This is a genomic window from Streptomyces ipomoeae 91-03, from assembly GCF_000317595.1.
In the GTDB taxonomy this organism is placed as follows: domain Bacteria; phylum Actinomycetota; class Actinomycetes; order Streptomycetales; family Streptomycetaceae; genus Streptomyces; species Streptomyces ipomoeae.
On record NZ_AEJC01000277.1, the window covers coordinates 1 to 17,176 of the forward strand.

The following is a 17,176-nucleotide window of genomic DNA, read 5'->3' on the forward strand; positions in this document are numbered from 1 at the left end:
ACCATGGCTGCATGCTGTTCGCCCGGCTCGCCCGTGTGTCCCAGGAGATCGCCGCCACCTCGGCCCGCTCCCGGAAGACGGCACTGCTCGCCGACCTGTTCCGGGACGCCGAGGCGGACGACGTACCGATCGTCATCCCCTACCTGGCGGGCCGCCTCCCCCAGGGCCGTCTCGGCATCGGATGGAAACTCCTGAACCAGCGGATCCCACCCGCCCCCGACCCCACCCTCACCGTCCGCGAGGTGGACGCCCGCCTGACAACGATCGGCGCGATCACCGGCGCCGGCTCCCAGACCGAACGCAAACGCCTGGTGGGCGACCTGCTGGCGGCGGCCACCGACGACGAGCAGCGCTACCTCTTCGGCCTGCTCACCGGCGAGGTCCGCCAGGGCGCCCTGGACGCGCTGGCCGTCGAGGGGCTGGCCGAGGCCACCGGGGCGCCCGCCACCGACGTACGCCGGGCGGTGATGCTGGCCGGCTCGCTGCAGACGGTGGCGCGGGCCCTGCTGGCGGACGGACCACCGGCCCTGGACCGGTTCCGGCTCACCGTGGGCCGCCCGGTCCTGCCGATGCTGGCGCACAGCGCGTCCTCGGTCGCGGAGGCCGTGGAGAAGCTGGGCGCCTGCGCGGTGGAGGAGAAGCTGGACGGCATCCGCGTCCAGGTCCACCGCGACGGCGACGACGTGCGCCTCTACACCCGCACACTCGACGACATCACCGGCCGCCTCCCCGAACTCACCTCCGCCGCCCTGGAGTTGAGTGGCGAACGCTTCATCCTCGACGGCGAGGTGATCGCGTTCGACGAGGCCGGACGGCCGCGCTCCTTCCAGGAGACCGCCGGACGCGTCGGCTCACGCCTGGATGTGACGGCTGCCGCCGAGCAGGTCCCCGTCTCGCCGGTCTTCTTCGACGCGCTGTCGGTGGACGGCCATGACCTCCTCGATCTGCCCTTCACGGACCGCCACGCCGAACTGGCCCGGCTGGTCCCGGAGCCGATGCGGGTCCGGCGCACCCTGGTGCACGGCCCCGACGCCCTCCCCGAGGCGGAGAAGTTCCTCGCCGACACGCTCGACCGCGGCCACGAAGGTGTCGTACTGAAGGCCCTGGACGCCCCCTACAGCGCGGGCCGGCGCGGCGCCTCCTGGCTGAAGGTCAAGCCCGTGCACACCCTCGACCTGGTGGTCCTGGCCGCCGAGTGGGGCCACGGCCGCCGCACGGGCAAGCTCTCCAACCTCCACCTCGGCGCCCGTACCGCCGACGGCTCCTTCTCGATGCTGGGCAAGACGTTCAAGGGCATGACCGACGCGATGCTGACCTGGCAGACCGAGCGATTGCGGGAGCTGGCCGTCGAGGACCACGGCTGGGGCGTGACCGTACGCCCCGAACTGGTGGTCGAGATCGCGTACGACGGTCTCCAGCGCTCCACCCGCTACCCGGCCGGCGTCACCCTCCGCTTCGCCCGCGTGGTCCGCTACCGCGAGGACAAGTCCCCGGCACAAGCCGATACGGTCGAGACCCTGCTCGCCGCCCACCCGGAGGTCACCCGGTGACGACCACCCCCAAACGCAGCGCGGGCCTGCTGCTCCACCGGCGCACGGCCGACGGGATCGAGGTCCTGCTGGGCCATATGGGCGGCCCGTACTTCGCACGCAAGGACGTGGGCGCCTGGACGGTGCCGAAGGGTGAGTACGACCCCGACGAGCCCTCGTGGGAGGCGGCCCGCCGGGAGTTCCAGGAGGAACTGGGGCTGGCGCCGCCCGACGGGGAGGCCGTGCCGCTGGGCGAGGTGCGGCAGACCAACGGCAAGATCGTCACGGCGTGGGCGATCGAGGCGGACCTCGACCCGGCGGCCGTCGTACCGGGGACGTTCCGGATGGAGTGGCCGCCGAGGTCCGGGCAGATCCAGGAGTTCCCGGAGCTGGACCGGGTGGAGTGGTTTCCCGTGGAACGGGCCCGGACCGTGATCGTCAAGGCACAGGCGGAGTTTCTCGACCGGCTCCTGGAGCACTCGGACCGGTGACCGACCCCGCGTTGCGGTGGGCGCCGTGGCGCGGGAAGGTCGAAACACAGTCCGCACGCAGGAGGCCGACCATGCCCATCGCGACGGTGAACCCGGCGACCGGCGAGACCCTCAAGACGTACGAAGCCCTCGGCGAGGAGGAGATCGATCGCAGGCTCGCGACCGCCGAGGCCACCTTCCGGTCGTACCGGACGACGTCCTTCGGGGAGCGCGCCCGGCTGCTGCGCCGGGCCGCCGAACTGCTCGACGAGGACGGGGACGACATCGCCCGGGTGATGACGACCGAGATGGGCAAGCCGGTGAGGCAGGCCCGCGCCGAGGCCGCCAAGTGCGCGAAGGCGATGCGCTGGTACGCCGAGCACGCGGAGGTGCTGCTCGCCGACGTGGAGCCCGCCGCCTACGACGTGAAGGACTCGGGCGCCTCGCGCGTCCTGGTCCGCTGCCGGCCGCTCGGCCCCGTCCTCGCCGTGATGCCGTGGAACTTCCCGCTCTGGCAGGTGATCCGCTTCGCCGCGCCCGCGCTGATGGCCGGCAACGTGGGCCTGCTCAAGCACGCCTCGAACGTGCCCCGGACCGCCCTCTACCTGGAGGACCTGTTCCGCCGGGCGGGCTTCCCGGAGGGCTGCTTCCAGACGCTGCTGATCGGCTCCGGCGCGGTCGAGAACATCGTGCGCGACCCGCGGGTGAGGGCCGCCACCCTCACCGGCAGCGAACCGGCGGGCCGGGCGGTCGCCTCGGTCGCCGGCGACGAGATCAAGAAGACGGTGCTGGAGCTGGGCGGCAGCGACCCGTACGTGGTGATGCCGTCCGCCGACATCGAGAAGGCGGCGCGGGTCGCCGTGACGGCGCGGGTGCAGAACAACGGGCAGTCGTGCATCGCCGCCAAACGGTTCATCGTGCACGGGGACGTGTACGACGCGTTCGCCGAGCGGTTCGTGGCGGGCATGAAGGCGCTGAAGGTCGGCGATCCGCTGGAGGAGGAGACGGAGATCGGTCCGCTCTCCACCGAGCGGGGCCGCGCCGATCTGGAGGAGCTGGTCGACGAGGCCGTGGGGCGCGGCGCCACGGTCCTGTGCGGCGGGGAGCGGCCGGACCGGCCCGGCTGGTACTACCCGCCGACCGTCCTCGCCGACATCACCCGCGAGATGCGCATCCACCGTGAGGAGGCCTTCGGCCCGGTCGCCACGCTGTACCGGGCCGCCGACCTCGACGAAGCGATCGCGATCGCCAACGACTCACCCTTCGGGCTGAGTTCGAACGTGTGGACGCAGGACGCCGCCGAGGTCGACCGCTTCGTACGGGATCTCGACGCGGGCGGCGTGTACGTCAATGGGATGACCGCCTCCCACCCGGCGTTTCCCTTCGGCGGGGCCAAGCGATCGGGATACGGGCGTGAGCTGTCCGGACACGGAATCCGCGAGTTCTGCAACATCACCACCGTATGGCACGGGGCGTGAGGGTTCCGCGGCTAACATCCCCGTTGTGAACCGCGAAGTGACTCTGCCTCTGATCGTCGACGACCGCGGGACCTTGCAGGTGGCTGCGGCCGATGTGAGCAAGCTGCTGCGTACGGTGGGCGGCCGGTGGCTGCATCTGGTGGAGGCCGGCGCGGACGGGCTCGACGAGGACACGGTCGCCGCGCTGACCATCGAACTCGCGAAGCTGGCCGACCGGATCGATGTGGCGTGCATCGCCCACAGCAGCGGGGCCCCGTCCGGGTAGGGGCCGGTCGTCTATTCGCCGTGGGGCGCGGCCCTGTCATCGAGGTCACCGAGTGTGGACCAGAACATGGATTCGTAGCTCTGCAGGAGGCGGCCGTAGCGGTGGGCCAGTGTCTCGTCGATTCGGCCTGCGTCCAGTCCCGCCTGCACCGCCGCCCTCGCCCTTTCCTCCAGTGCCGGCGACGGCTCCGCGAAGAAGTCGAAGAAGCCACAGGCCTCTTCGGTGAAGTGGTAGTGGCGGCGCAGGGACTGGGCGATGGTGGCGCAGTAGCCGCCCCAGGCCGCGAAGTTGGCGGTCAGGGCGAGCACGACGTCCGACGGTGAGGCGTTGAGGGCGAGCCAGGCGACGTAGGCCGGGTAGGCCTGGCAGCCCGGCAGGGGCTCGTACGCGGGGGCCCGCTTCCCGTCCACGCCGCATGCCTCCGCGAACGCGTCCAGCCGCTCTCCCGCGACCACCTCCCCGTCCGCGAGCATCTCGAAGAAGGGCGCGCTCGCGGGCTCCTCGGTCGTCGAGCGCTGGGCCAGATGGTGGAAGGAGCGGTGGTCGGCGGCGATGACCAGGCGTTGTTCCAGGGCCAGCGCGGCGAGGGTGTCGCGGTTGACGGCGCCCTGGGCGATCAGGGGCAGCAGGGGGTTGGCAGTGGGGGCCGGGGCGAAGGTCTCGGTGGTGGTCTCCAGCAGTCGGCCGGCCGTGCGCGTCATCTCGTGCTCCCGTCGGTACGGCGATGGTGGCGTCGTTCGTCGCCCCTCGACCCTGCCACGGATGCCCTTTTCGGAGTAGTGCACGGCATTCCGTGCCACTTCGCCGGTCTGGAGTAGTTCGGCGCGAGATCCCGGGACCGGCGGGTGATCGTGGGTGGGCAACCTGAACCACCCGTACCCGGGGGCGTAGGCCTTCCGGATGGCGAAAGCAGACGCGCTCCATGGCCACTTTGTGCAGACCCTCGGTCTCTGTACCGGAGTACGTGATCACGATGGAGGAGACGCTGGAACTGGCGCGAGAGCGCCACCCGGACCACCCCCGACTTCCGCCGGCGTTACGGCTGATCGAGAACACCGGCGTCCGCACCCGACACATCGTGCGACCCATCGAGGAAACGCTGAAGCACCCGGGGTTCGAGCAGCGCAACAAGGTCTACGAGGCCGAGGCGAAGGCCCGGGTCCCGGCGGGGCGCTCGACGACGCGGAGCTGCTGACCGGCGACATGGACGTGATCATCCACGTCTCGTGCACGGGCTTCATGACGCCCTCGCTGACCGCGTGGCTGATCAACACCATGGGCTTCGGCCTCGGCACCCGGCAGATACCCATGGCCCAGCTGGGCTGTGCCGCCGGTGGCGCCGCGATCAACCGGACGCACGACTTCTGCTCGGCCCACCCCGAGGGCAACGCCCTGATCGTGGCCTGCGAGTTCTGTTCTCTGTGCTACCAGCCCACCGACCTGGGCGTCGGCTCGCTGCTCTCCAACGGCCTGTTCGGCGACGGCATCGCCGCCGTCGTCGTACGCGGCCGGGGCGGCGAGGGCGTGAGCCTGGAGCGCAACGGCTCGTACCTGATTCCCAAGACCGAGGAGTGGATCATGTACGACGTCCGGGCCACCGGGTTCCACTTCCTACTGGACAAGCGGGTGCCGAGCACGATGGAGCCGCCGGCACCGGCGCTCCAGGAACTGGCGGGCGCCCCTGGCTGGGACGCCTCCGACCTGGACTTCTACATCATCCACGCGGGTGGCCCCCGCATCCTCGACGACCTGAGCAAGTTCCTCAGGGTCGACCCGCACGCGTTCCGCTTCAGCCGGGCCACGCTCACCGAGTACGGCAACATCGCCGGCGCCGTCGTCCTGGACGCGCTGCGCCGGCTGTTCGACGAGGGCGGTGCCCAGGACCGGGCACGCGGCCTGCTCGCCGGGTTCGGCCCCGGCATCACCGCCGAGACGGCCCTGGGCCGCCGACGGCGCACCGACCGATGGACAGCGTGACCACACAACACAAGAGACGGCGTGACCTGACATGACGACGAGCCAAGAGACGACGGCGGCCCCTCCCGTACGGCACTGGCCGGCCCTGAACCTGACCGGCGTCAACTTCGACCCGGTGCTGGCGGAGCTGATGCGGGAGGGCCCGATCACCCGCATCCAGCTCCCCAACGGCGAGGGCTGGGCCTGGCTGCTGACCCGCTACGACGACGTACGGCTGATCACCAACGACCCCCGGTTCAGCCGCGAGGAGGTGCTGGGCCGGGAAGTCACCCGGCTGGCACCGCACTTCATCCCGCAGCCCAGCGCGATGAACTTCGTCGACGAACCCGACCACGCCCGCCTGCGGCGCGCCGTGGCCGCCGCCTTCACCAACCGCGGCATCGAACGCCTCCGGGACAACGCCCAGCGCACCCTCGACGCGGCGGTGGACGCGATGCTGGCCGACGGTCCGCCCGCCGACCTCATCGAACGGGTCCTGGAGCCCTTCCCGATCACGGTGATCTGCGAACTGATGGGCGTCCCGGAGGCGGACCGCGAGAACATGCACCACTGGACCCAGCGGATCCTCTCCTCCACGCACGACGCCAAGGCCGGCGAGGAGGCCAAGCGGGCCATGGACGCGTACTTCGGCGAAGCGATCGCCGAGCACCGGGGCGCCGACGGCGAGGACGTCATCTCGCTGCTGGGCGCGGCGGTGGGCCGGGGCGACATTTCCCTGGACGAGGCGACGGCCCTGGCCGGCCCCCTCCAGATCGGCGGCGAGGCCGTCACCAACAACACCGGCCAGATGTTCTTCGTCCTCCTGACCCGCCCCGACCTGATGACCCGCATGCGCGAGGAACCGGAGCTACGCCCCCAGGCCATCGAGGAGCTGCTCCGCTACATCCCGCACCGCAACGCCGTGGGCCTGTCCCGCATCGCCAAGGAGGACGTGGTCCTCCACGGGGTCCGGATCCGCGCGGGCGACCCGGTCCATGTCTCCTACCTGGCCGCCAACCGCGACCCGGACGTCTTCCCCGACCCCGAGCGCATCGACTTCGACCGCACCCCCAACCCCCATCTGGCCTTCGGTTCCGGCGTCCACTACTGCGTGGGCGAGCCCCTGGCCAAGCTGGAGACCGAGCTCATCATGGACACCCTCCTGGACCGCGTACCGAACCTGAAGCCGGCCGTCGCACCGGACAAGGTCCCCTGGCGACGCCGCGCACTGATCCGCGGACCAGAAGCCCTCCCCATCACCTGGTGACCGCGCTCACCCCGCCCGAAGGACTCCTGGTCCCCCCGGGCCACGGCCGCACCGTCACCACTCCCGGCACGGTCATCGTCGTACCTCCCGGCTGCCCCCACTCCTTCGCCAACCCCACTGACGTACCGGCGAAGATGTTCTTCCAGTCATCGCCGCCGCCGGATCACGAGCGCCATTCCGAGGAGTTGCCGGAGATCCTGGGGGCGGGTGGTCCACCGGCCGAGGACAGCCGGCCCAGGGGCGCGTGGGACCGCGCGACAAGCCACGGCGAACCCGCGGCCCGCATCGCACGGAACACCCCGCGTCGCTACCGAATCGGCATCCCCGACAAGGTCCGAGCGATCACAAGCCGCTGAATCTCGCTAGTGCCCTCGAAGATCGTGTAGATCGCCGCATCCCGGTGCATCCGCTCCACCGGGTACTCCCGGGTGTAGCCGTTCCCGCCCAGTATCTGCAGCGCCTGAGCCGTGACCTTCTTCGCGGTCTCACTCGCGAACAGCTTCGACTGCGACCCCTCGGCCGCGGTGAACGGCTTCCCGTTGATCGCCATCCACGAGGCCCGCCACACCAGCAGCCGAGCCGCGTCCACGGCCGTCCGCATGTCCGCGAGCTGGAAGGCGACACCTTGGTTGTCGATGATCGGCCGCCCGAACTGCTCACGGGTCTTGGCGTAGTCCAAGGCCACCTCGTACGCGGCACGGGCGGTGCCCACAGCCATGGCTCCCACGGCCGGGCGGGACGCCTCGAACGTGGCCATCGCCGCGTTCTTCACCCTCCCCCACTCTCGGCTTCGCTCGAGCGGGGGGACCCCCATCCCCGCGGCCTTGGCCTTCTCCCGCGCACGGGCCAGCCGCTCGTCGAGCTTCTCCTTGCCGCCGAGGAGGCAGGAGCCGGGGACGCGCACGTTCTCGAGGACGACCTCGGCGGTGTGCGAGGCACGGATGCCGTGCTTCTTGAACTTCTGGCCCTGGGACAGCCCGGGCGTGTTCGGCGGGATGATGAAGGACGCGTGGCCCTTGGAGCCGAGCTCGGGGTCGACCACGGCCACCACCACGTGGACGTTGGCGATGCCGCCGTTGGTCGCCCAGGTCTTCGTGCCGTTGATCACCCACTCGTCCTTGGCCTCGTCGTAGACGGCGCGGGTGCGCATGGAGGCGACGTCGGAGCCGGCGTCGGGCTCGGAGGAGCAGAACGCGGCGACCTTGACATCGCCCGCGTCACCGTACATCTGGGGGATCCAGGTGCCGATCTGCTCCTCGGTGCCGTTGGCGAGGACGCCCACGGCGGCGAGGCCGGTGCCGACGATGGAGAGGGCGATGCCGGCGTCACCCCAGAAGAGCTCCTCCATGGCCATGGGGATGCCGAGGCCGGTGGGGTCGAAGTACTGCTGGGCGTAGAAGTCGAGGGAGTAGATGCCGACCTTGGCGGCCTCCTGGATGACCGGCCAGGGGGTCTCCTCGCGCTCGTCCCATTCGGCCGCGGCGGGGCGGATCACATCGGCGGCGAACCCGTGGAGCCAGTCTCGGACTTCCCTCTGTTCCTCGTTGAGTTCCATGGTGAACTCGGCCATGACCCCTCCAGCACTGCACTAAGATGTTACCTACGGTAACGTGAGTCTGTTACCGGTCGGTAGGAAAAGTCAACTCCCGGGTCGGGCTCGGTAGCCCGTTCGATGGGGACGTGCCAATCAGTGCTACTTTGCGCAGGCGTCACCGAAATCAGTACTGGGGGAGCTCATGGACACCACACAGCGGACCGACCAGGAACGGTCCGCCGACCGCCGTCGGCGCGAGCTGCTGGAGGCAGCGGACCGGGTGGTGCTCCGCGACGGCCCCGGAGCGTCGATGAACGCCATCGCCGCGGAGGCCGGCATCACCAAACCCATCCTCTACCGCCACTTCGGCGACAAGGGCGGACTCTACGCCGCCCTGGCCAAGCGGCACACCGACGCCCTCCTCGACTCCCTGCGCGCCGCGCTGGACGCCCCGGCGGAGCGCCGCGAACGGGTCGAGGCCACCCTCGACACCTATCTGGCCGCCATCGAGGCCCGCCCCCAGGTGTACCGCTTTCTGATGCACCCCGCCGAGGGCGGCCAGCCCGGCGGCGACCAGGGCTTCGACGTGGGCAAGCACTCGGCCCCCCTCCTGCGCCGCATGGGCGAGGAGCTCGGCAAGGTCATCGAGGACCGCCTCGACCTCGGCCCCGACAGCCGCCAACTGGCCCGCGTCTGGGGCCACGGCATCGTAGGCATGATGCACGCGGCGGGCGATTGGTGGCTCGGCGAACGCCCGTGCACCCGCGCCGAGCTGGTCCGCAGCCTGGCGGACCTGCTGTGGGGCCGGTTGGCGGCGGCGGGCGACAAGGTGGGAGGCCCCGGCTTCTGAGAGTTCTTGTCGCCGTGCCTCAAGGGGCGCGCCCCTTGTGAGGGGCGCGGGGCTGTGTCGATCTGCGGCTCCGCCGCGATGGGGGCCCTCCCGCTCGTGGGGGGGGAGCGACCGGCCACGACGGACCCATGGTCATGAACAGGTCACCGCCCCCACGGCGCCTTGGCGGCTTTGCGCAACACCCTCCGCCGACGCCACCCCGAAAGCCGGTCCACATAAACCCGCCCCTCAAGGTGATCACACTCGTGCTGAAGGCACCGCGCGAAGAACCCGGTGCCCCGAACCCGCACCCGATCCCCGTCCACCGTGAACCCCTCGACCACGGCCTCGTCGTACCGCTCGGTCCCCGCTTCCAGCCCGGGCAACGACAGACACCCCTCGGGCCCGCGCAGCACCAGCCCCTCCACCGAGACCAGCCGAGGGTTCACGACATGCCCGAGGTGCCGCACATCCTCGTCGTCCGGGCAGTCGTACACGAACACCCGAAGTCCCCGGCCCACCTGGTTCGCGGCCAGACCGACACCCCGGGCGTCGTACATGGTCGCGAACATGTCCTCCACAAGCCGCACCAGTTCAGGCCCGAACTCCGTCACCTCTTCACATGGGGCGTGCAATACGGGATCGCCCAGCAGTGTCATGGGGAGAACGCGCCCTCGGGCGCCCGGAATCGAGCCGCTTCGCATGGCGGCAAGAGTAGTTCCGGCCCCGTATCGTCAGCCCAGCCAGGAGAACGTACCCGGACGAGATTCGGGCGCGTGAGTGGATCTCGATAGGCTTGGCCCACACGTTGCCGGGACAGGGCGCGGCGCTGTACGCAAGGAGGATCGAGAACTGATGGCAGGCAACTCGGACCCGCTGACGCCGCGGGCCAAGCTGGCCGTGACGGCGGGCAGGGCGGTCGCGGCGGCGTCGCGTGCCGCGGGACGCGGTAGCGGATCGGTGATCGGCGGCCGGGTGGCACTCAAACTCGACCCCGACCTCCTCGCCCGGCTCGCGCAGAGCCTCGACGTCGTCCTGGTCTCCGCCACCAACGGCAAGACCACCACCACCCGGCTGATCGCGGAGGCGCTCCGCGCCGCCGGCCCGGTCGTGTCGAACGCGCTCGGCGCCAACATGCCCGCGGGCATCACCTCGGCGCTCGCCGGGAACTCGGACGCGAAGTTCGGTGTGATCGAGGTCGACGAGAAGTACCTCGCCGGTGTGGCCCGGGACACGGCCCCCAAGTGCATCGCGCTGCTCAACCTCTCGCGCGACCAGCTCGACCGCGCCGCCGAGACCCGCATGATGGCGGAGGCCTGGCGCGAGGGGCTGGCCGGCAGCAAGGCCGTGGTCGTGGCCAACTGCGACGACCCGCTCGTGGTGTGGGCGGCGTCGTCGTCCCCGAACGTGATCTGGGTCGCGGTCGGCCAGATGTGGAAGGACGACGCCTGGTCCTGCCCGTCCTGCGGCGGTGTGATGCAGCGGCCCGGGGACGACTGGTTCTGCGGCGAGTGCGGTTTCCGCCGCCCGACGCCGAGCTGGGCGCTCTCCGGCGATCACGTCCTCGACCCGCACGGTTCGGCGTGGCCGATCCACCTCCAGCTGCCGGGCCGCGCCAACAAGGCCAACGCCGCCTCCTCGGCCGCCGTGGCCGCCGTCTTCGGCGTGCCGCCGCAGGTCGCCCTGGAGCGCATGTACCAGGTGCAGGCGGTGGCCGGACGGTACGACGTGGTGCAGTTCATGCAGCGCGATCTCAGACTGCTGCTCGCCAAGAACCCGGCGGGCTGGCTGGAGACGTTCTCGTTGATCGACCAGCCGCCGGCCCCGGTGATCCTCTCGGTGAACGCGCGCGGCGCCGACGGCACCGACACCTCCTGGCTGTGGGACGTCGACTACACCCGGCTGACCGGCCACCCGATCTTCGTCCTCGGTGACCGCAAGCTGGACCTCGCGGTACGTCTGGAGGTCGCGAACCAGCACTTCCAGGTGTGCGACAGCCTCGACCAGGCGGTGCAGATGTGCCCGCCGGGCCGGATCGAGGTCATCGCGAACTACACCGCGTTCCAGGACCTGCGCCGCCGCGTGGGCAACTGACCACTGACCACCAGGACTCAAGGGGCACCGAACCAATGAGCGACAACAGCCTGCGGGTCGTCTGGGTCTACCCGGACCTGCTGAGCACCTACGGGGACCAGGGCAACGTCCTCGTCGTGGAGCGCCGGGCACGGCAGCGCGGCCTCGACGTGGCCCGGCTGGACGTACGCAGCGACCAGCCGATCCCGACCTCCGGCGACATCTATCTGATCGGCGGCGGCGAGGACCGTCCGCAGCGGCTCGCGGCCGAGCGGCTGCGCCGCGACCGGCATCTGTACCGGGCCGTGGAGAACGGCGCGATCGTCTTCGCGGTGTGCGCCGGGTACCAGATCCTCGGCCATGAGTTCGTCAACGACCTCGGGCAGCGCGAGCCGGGCCTCGGGCTGCTCGACGTCGTCACGGTGCGCGGTGAGGGCGAGCGGTGCGTCGGCGACGTCCTCGCGGACATCGACCCGCGCCTCGGGCTGCCCCAGCTGACCGGGTTCGAGAACCACCAGGGCGTCACCCATCTCGGCCCGACCGCCCGCGCGTTCGCCCAGGTGCGGCTCGGCAAGGGCAACGGCACGGGCGACGGCACGGAGGGCGCGTACAACGACACCGTGTTCGGTACGTACATGCACGGTCCCGTGCTCGCGCGGAACCCGCAGATCGCCGATCTGCTGCTGAAGTTGGCGCTCGACGTCAACGCGCTGCCGCCGACCGACGACCGCTGGTTTGAGGCCCTGCGCAACGAACGGATCGCGGCGGCACAGCAGCCGGCGTAGCGCGTCCCGCGGGGTTCGCCCACGCCGGTCCGCCGGGTCGGAGAGGGCGCGAAACGGTTCGTCAATGCTCGTGGGCAAGCCCGTCCGAAGGCGTCTTCGCTCACCTGTGAGAGCCCGTCTGACGGGGTCTCCGCTCACCTGTGAGAGCCCGTCTGACCAGGCCTCCGCTCACCTGTGCGGGGGCGTCCAGCAGGCGGACGCCCGCTACGGACCCGCCCCCTGCCGCCGGTAGGGTGGCGGGGATTCCTGCCGGACAGCGTGGTCCGGACCCGGCCCACGTCGAGAAGGTATTTCGGGCTATGCGCATTGGTGTCCTCACGTCCGGCGGCGACTGTCCCGGGCTGAACGCCGTCATCCGGTCCGTCGTGCACCGCGCCGTCGTCGACCACGGCGACGAGGTCATCGGCTTCCGGGACGGCTGGAAAGGCCTGCTGGAGTGCGACTACCTCAAGCTCGATCTCGACGCGGTGGCCGGCATCCTGGCCCGCGGCGGCACGATCCTCGGTTCCTCCCGGGTCCAGCCCTCGCATCTGCGGGACGGTGTGGAGCGGGCGAAGGGCCATGTGAGGGAGCTGGGCCTCGACGCGATCATCCCCATCGGCGGTGAGGGCACCCTCAAGGCGGCCCGGCTGATGTCGGACAACGGACTGCCCGTCGTGGGCGTACCGAAGACCATCGACAACGACATCGCGGTCACGGACGTCACCTTCGGCTTCGACACGGCCGTCGGTGTGGCCACCGAGGCCCTGGACCGGCTGAAGACCACCGCCGAGTCCCACCAGCGGGTCCTGGTCGTGGAGGTCATGGGCCGTCACACCGGCTGGATCGCCCTCCACTCCGGCATGGCGGCCGGCGCGCACGCCATCGTCGTACCGGAACGCCCCTTCGACATCGAGGAGTTGGCGGCGCGGGTCGGCGAGCGCTTCGAGGCGGGCAAGCGCTTCGCGATCGTCGTGGCGGCGGAGGGAGCCAAGCCGCTGCCCGGGACCATGGAGTTCGACGAGGGCGGCAAGGACATCTACGGGCACGAGCGGTTCGCCGGGATCGCGCGACAGCTGTCCATCGAGCTGGAGGCGCGGCTCGGTAAGGAGGCGCGGCCGGTGATCCTCGGGCATGTGCAGCGCGGTGGGACGCCGACCGCGTACGACCGGGTGCTGGCGACTCGGTTCGGGTGGCACGCGGTTGAGGCCGTGCACCGGGGGGAGTTCGGGCGGATGACCGCGCTGCGGGGGACCGACATCGTGATGGTGCCGTTGGCCGAGGCGGTGGAGACGTTGAAGACGGTGCCGGGTGAGCGGTACGAAGAGGCGGAGTGCGTGCTCTGAGCCCTGGCCGAGGGCACCGTTCCCGGCCCTTAGGGCTTCTCGGCTTCCCGCGTGGTGGCCGTGGGGTCGGCGGTTCTCGCCCGGCCCCCGGCTGTCCTCAGAGTGACAGTGGCAGCGGCTCCCGCCACCAGGCCCCAGGTCAGGGCGGCCGGGACACCGGCACCCAGGCCGGCGGACAGATACAGCAGTCCCGACCGCGGGCTCGCCCCGTCCAGGGTCATCCGTAGCAGCTGACTCGCCAGCAGTCCGAGAACCGTCGCGCACACGGCACCGGCAGCCATCGCCGGGAACGTGGCTCGGGTGAGCAGCCGGGGCAGCAGCCGCAGTGCCCACCACACCACGGCGAGCAGCAGCACATCGGCGGCGCGGTACAGGAACCAGTCGCCGAGCGTGGCACCCGTCGGCCAGTCCCAGGCGCCGAGCAGCAGCCACTGGCGCAGGAGATCGCCGGGTTCGGTGAAGAACCCGGTGCCCAGGGGAGCCGTCTGCAGGGCGGCGGCGACCGGCTGGTACGAGAGGAACAACAGGGACAGCGCGATCACGGCCGTCCCGGCGGTGGCGGCCAGACGAGCGGCGCGCACCGGGACGCCCTCCTGCGGCAGCGGTCCGGCCCCCTTGGCGGTGATCCGGGCCACGAGCACAGTCACCACCGCCGCGATCAGCGCCGCCCCGACCACGACCTGCCGTCCGGAGGAGATCACGCTCGCCAGGTTGGGGAGGAAGCGGAAACTGCCGTGTCCCTGCGCGGCGATCAGCCACGGCGCGGAGACGGTCACCGCCAGGGTCCCGGCCACCGGGCCCCAGGCCCACAGCGCGAGCAGCGTGGCCGGCGTCCTGCCGCGCACCGGCGGCAGTCCGCGGAGCAGCAGCAGTGCCCCGGCCACGAAGAAGGCGAAGACCGCGACGAACCGGATCCGCAGAGCGGTCGCGTACAGCTCATCGTGAACGGGGGCCGGAGGGTCGTACGCCCAAGGGGTGAGCCAGCGACCGAGTTCGGCGGTTCCCTCGATGCCGAAGACGCGGGTGGCGCCCGGCAGGCGCAGCGCGTCCGCGCTCGCTCCCGCCCACCACAGAAGCACCGTCAGCAGCAGGGCTCCGACCAATGCCGGTGCCGCTGCACGCCTGTATGTCATGTGTTGCCCCCCGTTCAGTCGCGCATCTTCTGCGCCCCAGGCATGGCCTGGCCCGACGGAGACTACAGAGCACTCATCACCCGGAGACCACAGCCCGGGGTATCGATACAGCCCCGCGTCCCTGTGGGGCGCGCTGTCCTGCCCCCGGTCTCAGTGATCGCCGAGGGCGGTTCTAGTCTGGAGTGCGTTTCAAACCCCCACGAAACAGGAGCCGGTGTAATGGATCACAGCGGGCATGGCACGGATCTTTTGCCCTTCACGTTGGGGCGAGGGCTTCAGTGGTCCGCTGATCCGTTCTTCCTCGTCGCCTGTCTGGTGGGGCTGGGGCTGTACGCGTGGGGGGTCGTGCGGCTGCGGCGGCGGGGCGACGCGTGGCCGGTGGGGCGGACGGTCGCGTTCGTCGTGGGTGTGCTGCTTGTGCTCCTCGTGACCTGTACCAAGCTGAACGACTACGGGATGGTCATGTTCAGCGTGCACATGGTGCAGCACATGGTGATCAGCATGTTGGCTCCGATCGTGCTGCTGCTGGGGGCGCCGATCACATTGGCGTTGCGGGCGTTGCCGGTGGCGGGGCAGGGGCGGAAGGGGCCCCGTGAGCTGCTGCTGACGCTGCTGCACAGCTGGTACATGAAGATCGTCACGCACCCGGCGTTCACGATCCCGATGTTCATCGCGAGCCTGTACGCGCTGTACTTCACCCCGCTGTTCGACTTCCTGATGGGCTCCACGCCGGGGCACATCGTGATGATGGTGCACTTCCTCATGGTCGGGCTGTTCTTCTTCTGGCCGATCATGGGCGTGGACCCGGGACCGCACCGGCCGGGTCATCTGATGCGGATGCTGGAGCTGTTCGCGGGCATGCCGTTCCACGCGTTCTTCGGCATCGCGTTGATGATGGCGTCCACGCCGATGGTGAAGTCGTACGAGAACCCGCCCGCCTCCCTCGGCATCGACGCGCTCGCCGACCAGAACGCGGCCGGTGGTATCGCCTGGGCGTTCAGCGAGATCCCCTCCGTGCTGGTGCTGCTCGCGCTGCTCTTCCAGTGGTACGGCTCCGAGCAGCGGCAGGCGCGGCGCAAGGACCGGGCGGCCGACCGGGACGGGGACAAGGAGCTGGAGGCGTACAACGCCTATCTGGCCTCACTCAACGCACGCAGTCGCTGAGCCACATTTATTTTTCGCGCCCCCATTCTTTTCTTTGGCCACATGACCCAACTTTTATGTTTTTCTTGACTGAAAGGCTTTGCCATTCAGTAGCATGATGCGTGAGCCCCGCTGCCGCTCTGCGGGGCGTCGGGGGAAACCGCCGGGGGGAGCGGTCATGACAATTCGCGCATGCCTACGAACGTGTTTGCGAAACGCCGGGAAATCAGCCGCGCGCAGGGTTGCCGTCCTGCTGGCGGGAGCGGTGATCCTCAGCGGATGCAGTGACCCGCCGCCGGTGCTGTTCGCGGTGAAGGCGGTCGCCGCGGGCGTTCCCTCCCTCGATCCTTTCTTCGACGAGGGCGAAGGGCTGGGCCGGGACCAGCGCAACATCGAGCCCCTGAAGCCGCACAGCGGTCTGCAGCAGGGCAATACCCCCGGTCTCTACGGCGGCACGCAGCAGCCGACGATCTGCGATGTCGACAAGCTCGAGGATTTCCTCACCGACCCCGACAACAAACAAAAGGCTCAGGTATGGGCCGACATCGTGGGCATTCGGGTCGACGACATCGGTGAATATCTCGACGGCCTCACACCCGTTCTTCTGCGTCACGACACCCTTGTGAAGAACCACGACTACAAGAAAGGGCAAAGGTGTCCCCTTCGACGCGTTGCTGGAGCCGGCATCGCCGTATTGGTGGACAAGCAGGGGCTGCCCGCCGTGAAGTGCAGCTGCGGAAATCCATTGCGGGCTTCGACAAGGACCCCGAGCGCGTCGATGTGCAGTTCAAGGACGGCAACGACAAGTGGGAGGGCTACAAGCAGTCCTCCACGGTCGTCGTCAAGCCCGCGCCCCAGCGGTTGAAGGAGATCAAGCTCGTCGACGTCGAGGACCCGAACCAGGGCATCAGCCGGGACGTCGGCACCACGGGCGAGTCCGACCAAACATTCGACACGCGTGAGCGGCAGGAGGTGCCGGAGGTGTCCGGGATGGCCTTCGGCCAGGCGAGCGCGGCGATGGCCGCCAAGGGGCTCGCGGTCACGGTCCCGGGAGGCGGTATGCCGCCGAGTGACGCCGTAGTGACGGGGTCGGATCCCGGGCCGGGGACCGAATTGCGGTTCGGGGATGCCGTGGCGCTCACGGTCGAGTGGCCCGAGGAGTCGTCGGACTCCGGCGGGAGCACGGAGCCCGAGGGCTCCGAGTCGGGTTCAGGGCCCGGGTCGGGGTCCGGGTCGGCTTCCGGGTCCACGACCACCGATCCGGAATCGCCGGATCCCTCGGAGACGGGCGGCCTCTCGTCGCCGGGCGGATCCGAATCGTCGGAGACCGATCCGACGCCTGGCGACACGGACTCGTCGTCGGGCACCGGGTCGCCGACCGATGACGGC

15 protein-coding genes and 3 pseudogenes are annotated in these 17,176 nt (G+C 70.2%); 14 read left to right on the forward strand and 4 right to left on the reverse strand.

Annotated features, from left to right (window positions below):
- Nucleotides 1–11: 11 nt before the first annotated feature.
- The 4 genes from STRIP9103_RS18325 to STRIP9103_RS18340 all read left to right on the forward strand — a co-directional run bounded on the left by STRIP9103_RS18325 (nucleotide 12) and on the right by STRIP9103_RS18340 (nucleotide 3,742).
- The gene (locus STRIP9103_RS18325; protein WP_048820513.1) at nucleotides 12–1,550 is read left to right on the forward strand and encodes an ATP-dependent DNA ligase; all 1,539 of its coding nucleotides are present in this window, start codon (nucleotides 12–14) and stop codon (nucleotides 1,548–1,550) included.
- On the forward strand, nucleotides 1,547–2,020 hold the full coding sequence (locus tag STRIP9103_RS18330; RefSeq protein WP_009314361.1) for an NUDIX domain-containing protein: 474 nt from the start codon (nucleotides 1,547–1,549) through the stop codon (nucleotides 2,018–2,020). Before STRIP9103_RS18325 ends, STRIP9103_RS18330 begins: the two co-directional genes overlap by 4 nt.
- A gap of 71 nt (nucleotides 2,021–2,091) precedes the next feature.
- Nucleotides 2,092–3,477 carry an NADP-dependent succinic semialdehyde dehydrogenase gene (locus tag STRIP9103_RS18335; RefSeq protein WP_009314375.1) on the forward strand — a complete coding sequence of 462 codons (1,386 nt, stop codon included), beginning with the start codon at nucleotides 2,092–2,094 and terminating at the stop codon, nucleotides 3,475–3,477.
- A 25-nt stretch (nucleotides 3,478–3,502) separates the two neighbouring features.
- A complete protein-coding gene (locus STRIP9103_RS18340) occupies nucleotides 3,503–3,742 on the forward strand; it encodes a DUF6213 family protein (RefSeq protein ID WP_009314371.1) in 240 nt (79 codons plus the stop codon).
- A gap of 11 nt (nucleotides 3,743–3,753) precedes the next feature.
- Here STRIP9103_RS18340 and STRIP9103_RS18345 read toward each other — a convergent pair whose 3' ends face one another.
- Nucleotides 3,754–4,443, reverse strand: a complete 690-nt coding sequence (locus STRIP9103_RS18345) for a thiaminase II/PqqC family protein (RefSeq protein ID WP_048820514.1) — start codon at nucleotides 4,441–4,443, stop codon at nucleotides 3,754–3,756.
- A 221-nt stretch (nucleotides 4,444–4,664) separates the two neighbouring features.
- On the opposite strand from STRIP9103_RS18345, the pseudogene STRIP9103_RS18350 reads away from it, so the two are divergent.
- The 3 genes and pseudogenes from STRIP9103_RS18350 to STRIP9103_RS18360 all read left to right on the forward strand — a co-directional run.
- Nucleotides 4,665–5,719 (forward strand): annotated as a pseudogene (locus STRIP9103_RS18350) (type III polyketide synthase).
- Nucleotides 5,720–5,750: 31 nt separating this feature from the next.
- Nucleotides 5,751–6,965: a cytochrome P450 gene (locus STRIP9103_RS18355; RefSeq protein WP_009314359.1), complete on the forward strand. Its 1,215-nt coding sequence runs from the start codon at nucleotides 5,751–5,753 to the stop codon at nucleotides 6,963–6,965.
- Between the two features lie 59 nt (nucleotides 6,966–7,024).
- Nucleotides 7,025–7,321, forward strand: a pseudogene (locus STRIP9103_RS18360) (cupin domain-containing protein); the annotation flags it as partial.
- On the opposite strand, the gene STRIP9103_RS18365 reads toward STRIP9103_RS18360, so the two are convergent.
- A complete protein-coding gene (locus STRIP9103_RS18365) occupies nucleotides 7,273–8,535 on the reverse strand; it encodes an acyl-CoA dehydrogenase family protein (protein WP_009314376.1) in 1,263 nt (420 codons plus the stop codon). The pseudogene STRIP9103_RS18360 and the gene STRIP9103_RS18365 overlap by 49 nt on opposite strands.
- 166 nt (nucleotides 8,536–8,701) lie before the next feature.
- On the opposite strand from STRIP9103_RS18365, the gene STRIP9103_RS18370 reads away from it, so the two are divergent.
- A complete protein-coding gene (locus tag STRIP9103_RS18370; RefSeq protein ID WP_009314365.1) occupies nucleotides 8,702–9,349 on the forward strand; it encodes a TetR family transcriptional regulator in 648 nt (215 codons plus the stop codon).
- Between the two features lie 143 nt (nucleotides 9,350–9,492).
- Here STRIP9103_RS18370 and def read toward each other — a convergent pair whose 3' ends face one another.
- On the reverse strand, nucleotides 9,493–10,032 hold the full coding sequence (gene def, locus STRIP9103_RS18375) for a peptide deformylase (protein WP_009314360.1): 540 nt from the start codon (nucleotides 10,030–10,032) through the stop codon (nucleotides 9,493–9,495).
- 151 nt (nucleotides 10,033–10,183) lie between these two features.
- Between def and STRIP9103_RS18380 the strand changes: the two genes are divergently transcribed.
- The 3 genes from STRIP9103_RS18380 to STRIP9103_RS18390 all read left to right on the forward strand — a co-directional run bounded on the left by STRIP9103_RS18380 (nucleotide 10,184) and on the right by STRIP9103_RS18390 (nucleotide 13,511).
- The gene (locus STRIP9103_RS18380) at nucleotides 10,184–11,422 is read left to right on the forward strand and encodes a Mur ligase family protein (RefSeq protein WP_009314355.1); all 1,239 of its coding nucleotides are present in this window, start codon (nucleotides 10,184–10,186) and stop codon (nucleotides 11,420–11,422) included.
- 35 nt (nucleotides 11,423–11,457) lie between these two features.
- Complete coding sequence (locus STRIP9103_RS18385) at nucleotides 11,458–12,186, forward strand: type 1 glutamine amidotransferase (protein ID WP_009314362.1); 729 nt, start codon at nucleotides 11,458–11,460, stop codon at nucleotides 12,184–12,186.
- 299 nt (nucleotides 12,187–12,485) lie between these two features.
- The gene (locus STRIP9103_RS18390) at nucleotides 12,486–13,511 is read left to right on the forward strand and encodes a 6-phosphofructokinase (RefSeq protein WP_009314356.1); all 1,026 of its coding nucleotides are present in this window, start codon (nucleotides 12,486–12,488) and stop codon (nucleotides 13,509–13,511) included.
- Between the two features lie 29 nt (nucleotides 13,512–13,540).
- On the opposite strand, the gene STRIP9103_RS18395 is transcribed toward STRIP9103_RS18390, so the two are convergent.
- A complete protein-coding gene (locus STRIP9103_RS18395; RefSeq protein ID WP_048820516.1) occupies nucleotides 13,541–14,644 on the reverse strand; it encodes a hypothetical protein in 1,104 nt (367 codons plus the stop codon).
- Nucleotides 14,645–14,863: 219 nt separating this feature from the next.
- Between STRIP9103_RS18395 and STRIP9103_RS18400 the strand changes: the two genes are divergently transcribed.
- From STRIP9103_RS18400 to STRIP9103_RS51570, 3 genes and pseudogenes are all read left to right on the forward strand, one after another.
- A complete protein-coding gene (locus STRIP9103_RS18400; RefSeq protein ID WP_009314357.1) occupies nucleotides 14,864–15,808 on the forward strand; it encodes a cytochrome c oxidase assembly protein in 945 nt (314 codons plus the stop codon).
- 157 nt (nucleotides 15,809–15,965) lie between these two features.
- Nucleotides 15,966–16,499 (forward strand): annotated as a pseudogene (locus STRIP9103_RS53125) (DUF6777 domain-containing protein); the annotation flags it as partial.
- 14 nt (nucleotides 16,500–16,513) lie between these two features.
- On the forward strand, nucleotides 16,514–17,176 hold a 663-nt coding region (locus STRIP9103_RS51570; RefSeq protein ID WP_234022233.1), incomplete at its 3' end, for a PASTA domain-containing protein.

Coding starts and splice junctions, on each gene's coding strand:
- STRIP9103_RS18325 (WP_048820513.1), top strand. CDS start 12: ATGCTGTTCGCCCGGCTCGCCCGTGTGTCCCAGGAGATCGCCGCCACC.
- STRIP9103_RS18335 (WP_009314375.1), top strand. CDS start 2,092: ATGCCCATCGCGACGGTGAACCCGGCGACCGGCGAGACCCTCAAGACG.
- STRIP9103_RS18345 (WP_048820514.1), bottom strand. CDS start 4,443: ATGACGCGCACGGCCGGCCGACTGCTGGAGACCACCACCGAGACCTTC.
- STRIP9103_RS18355 (WP_009314359.1), top strand. CDS start 5,751: ATGACGACGAGCCAAGAGACGACGGCGGCCCCTCCCGTACGGCACTGG.
- STRIP9103_RS18365 (WP_009314376.1), bottom strand. CDS start 8,535: ATGGCCGAGTTCACCATGGAACTCAACGAGGAACAGAGGGAAGTCCGA.
- STRIP9103_RS18370 (WP_009314365.1), top strand. CDS start 8,702: ATGGACACCACACAGCGGACCGACCAGGAACGGTCCGCCGACCGCCGT.
- def (WP_009314360.1), bottom strand. CDS start 10,032: ATGCGAAGCGGCTCGATTCCGGGCGCCCGAGGGCGCGTTCTCCCCATG.
- STRIP9103_RS18380 (WP_009314355.1), top strand. CDS start 10,184: ATGGCAGGCAACTCGGACCCGCTGACGCCGCGGGCCAAGCTGGCCGTG.
- STRIP9103_RS18385 (WP_009314362.1), top strand. CDS start 11,458: ATGAGCGACAACAGCCTGCGGGTCGTCTGGGTCTACCCGGACCTGCTG.
- STRIP9103_RS18390 (WP_009314356.1), top strand. CDS start 12,486: ATGCGCATTGGTGTCCTCACGTCCGGCGGCGACTGTCCCGGGCTGAAC.
- STRIP9103_RS18395 (WP_048820516.1), bottom strand. CDS start 14,644: ATGACATACAGGCGTGCAGCGGCACCGGCATTGGTCGGAGCCCTGCTG.
- STRIP9103_RS18400 (WP_009314357.1), top strand. CDS start 14,864: ATGGATCACAGCGGGCATGGCACGGATCTTTTGCCCTTCACGTTGGGG.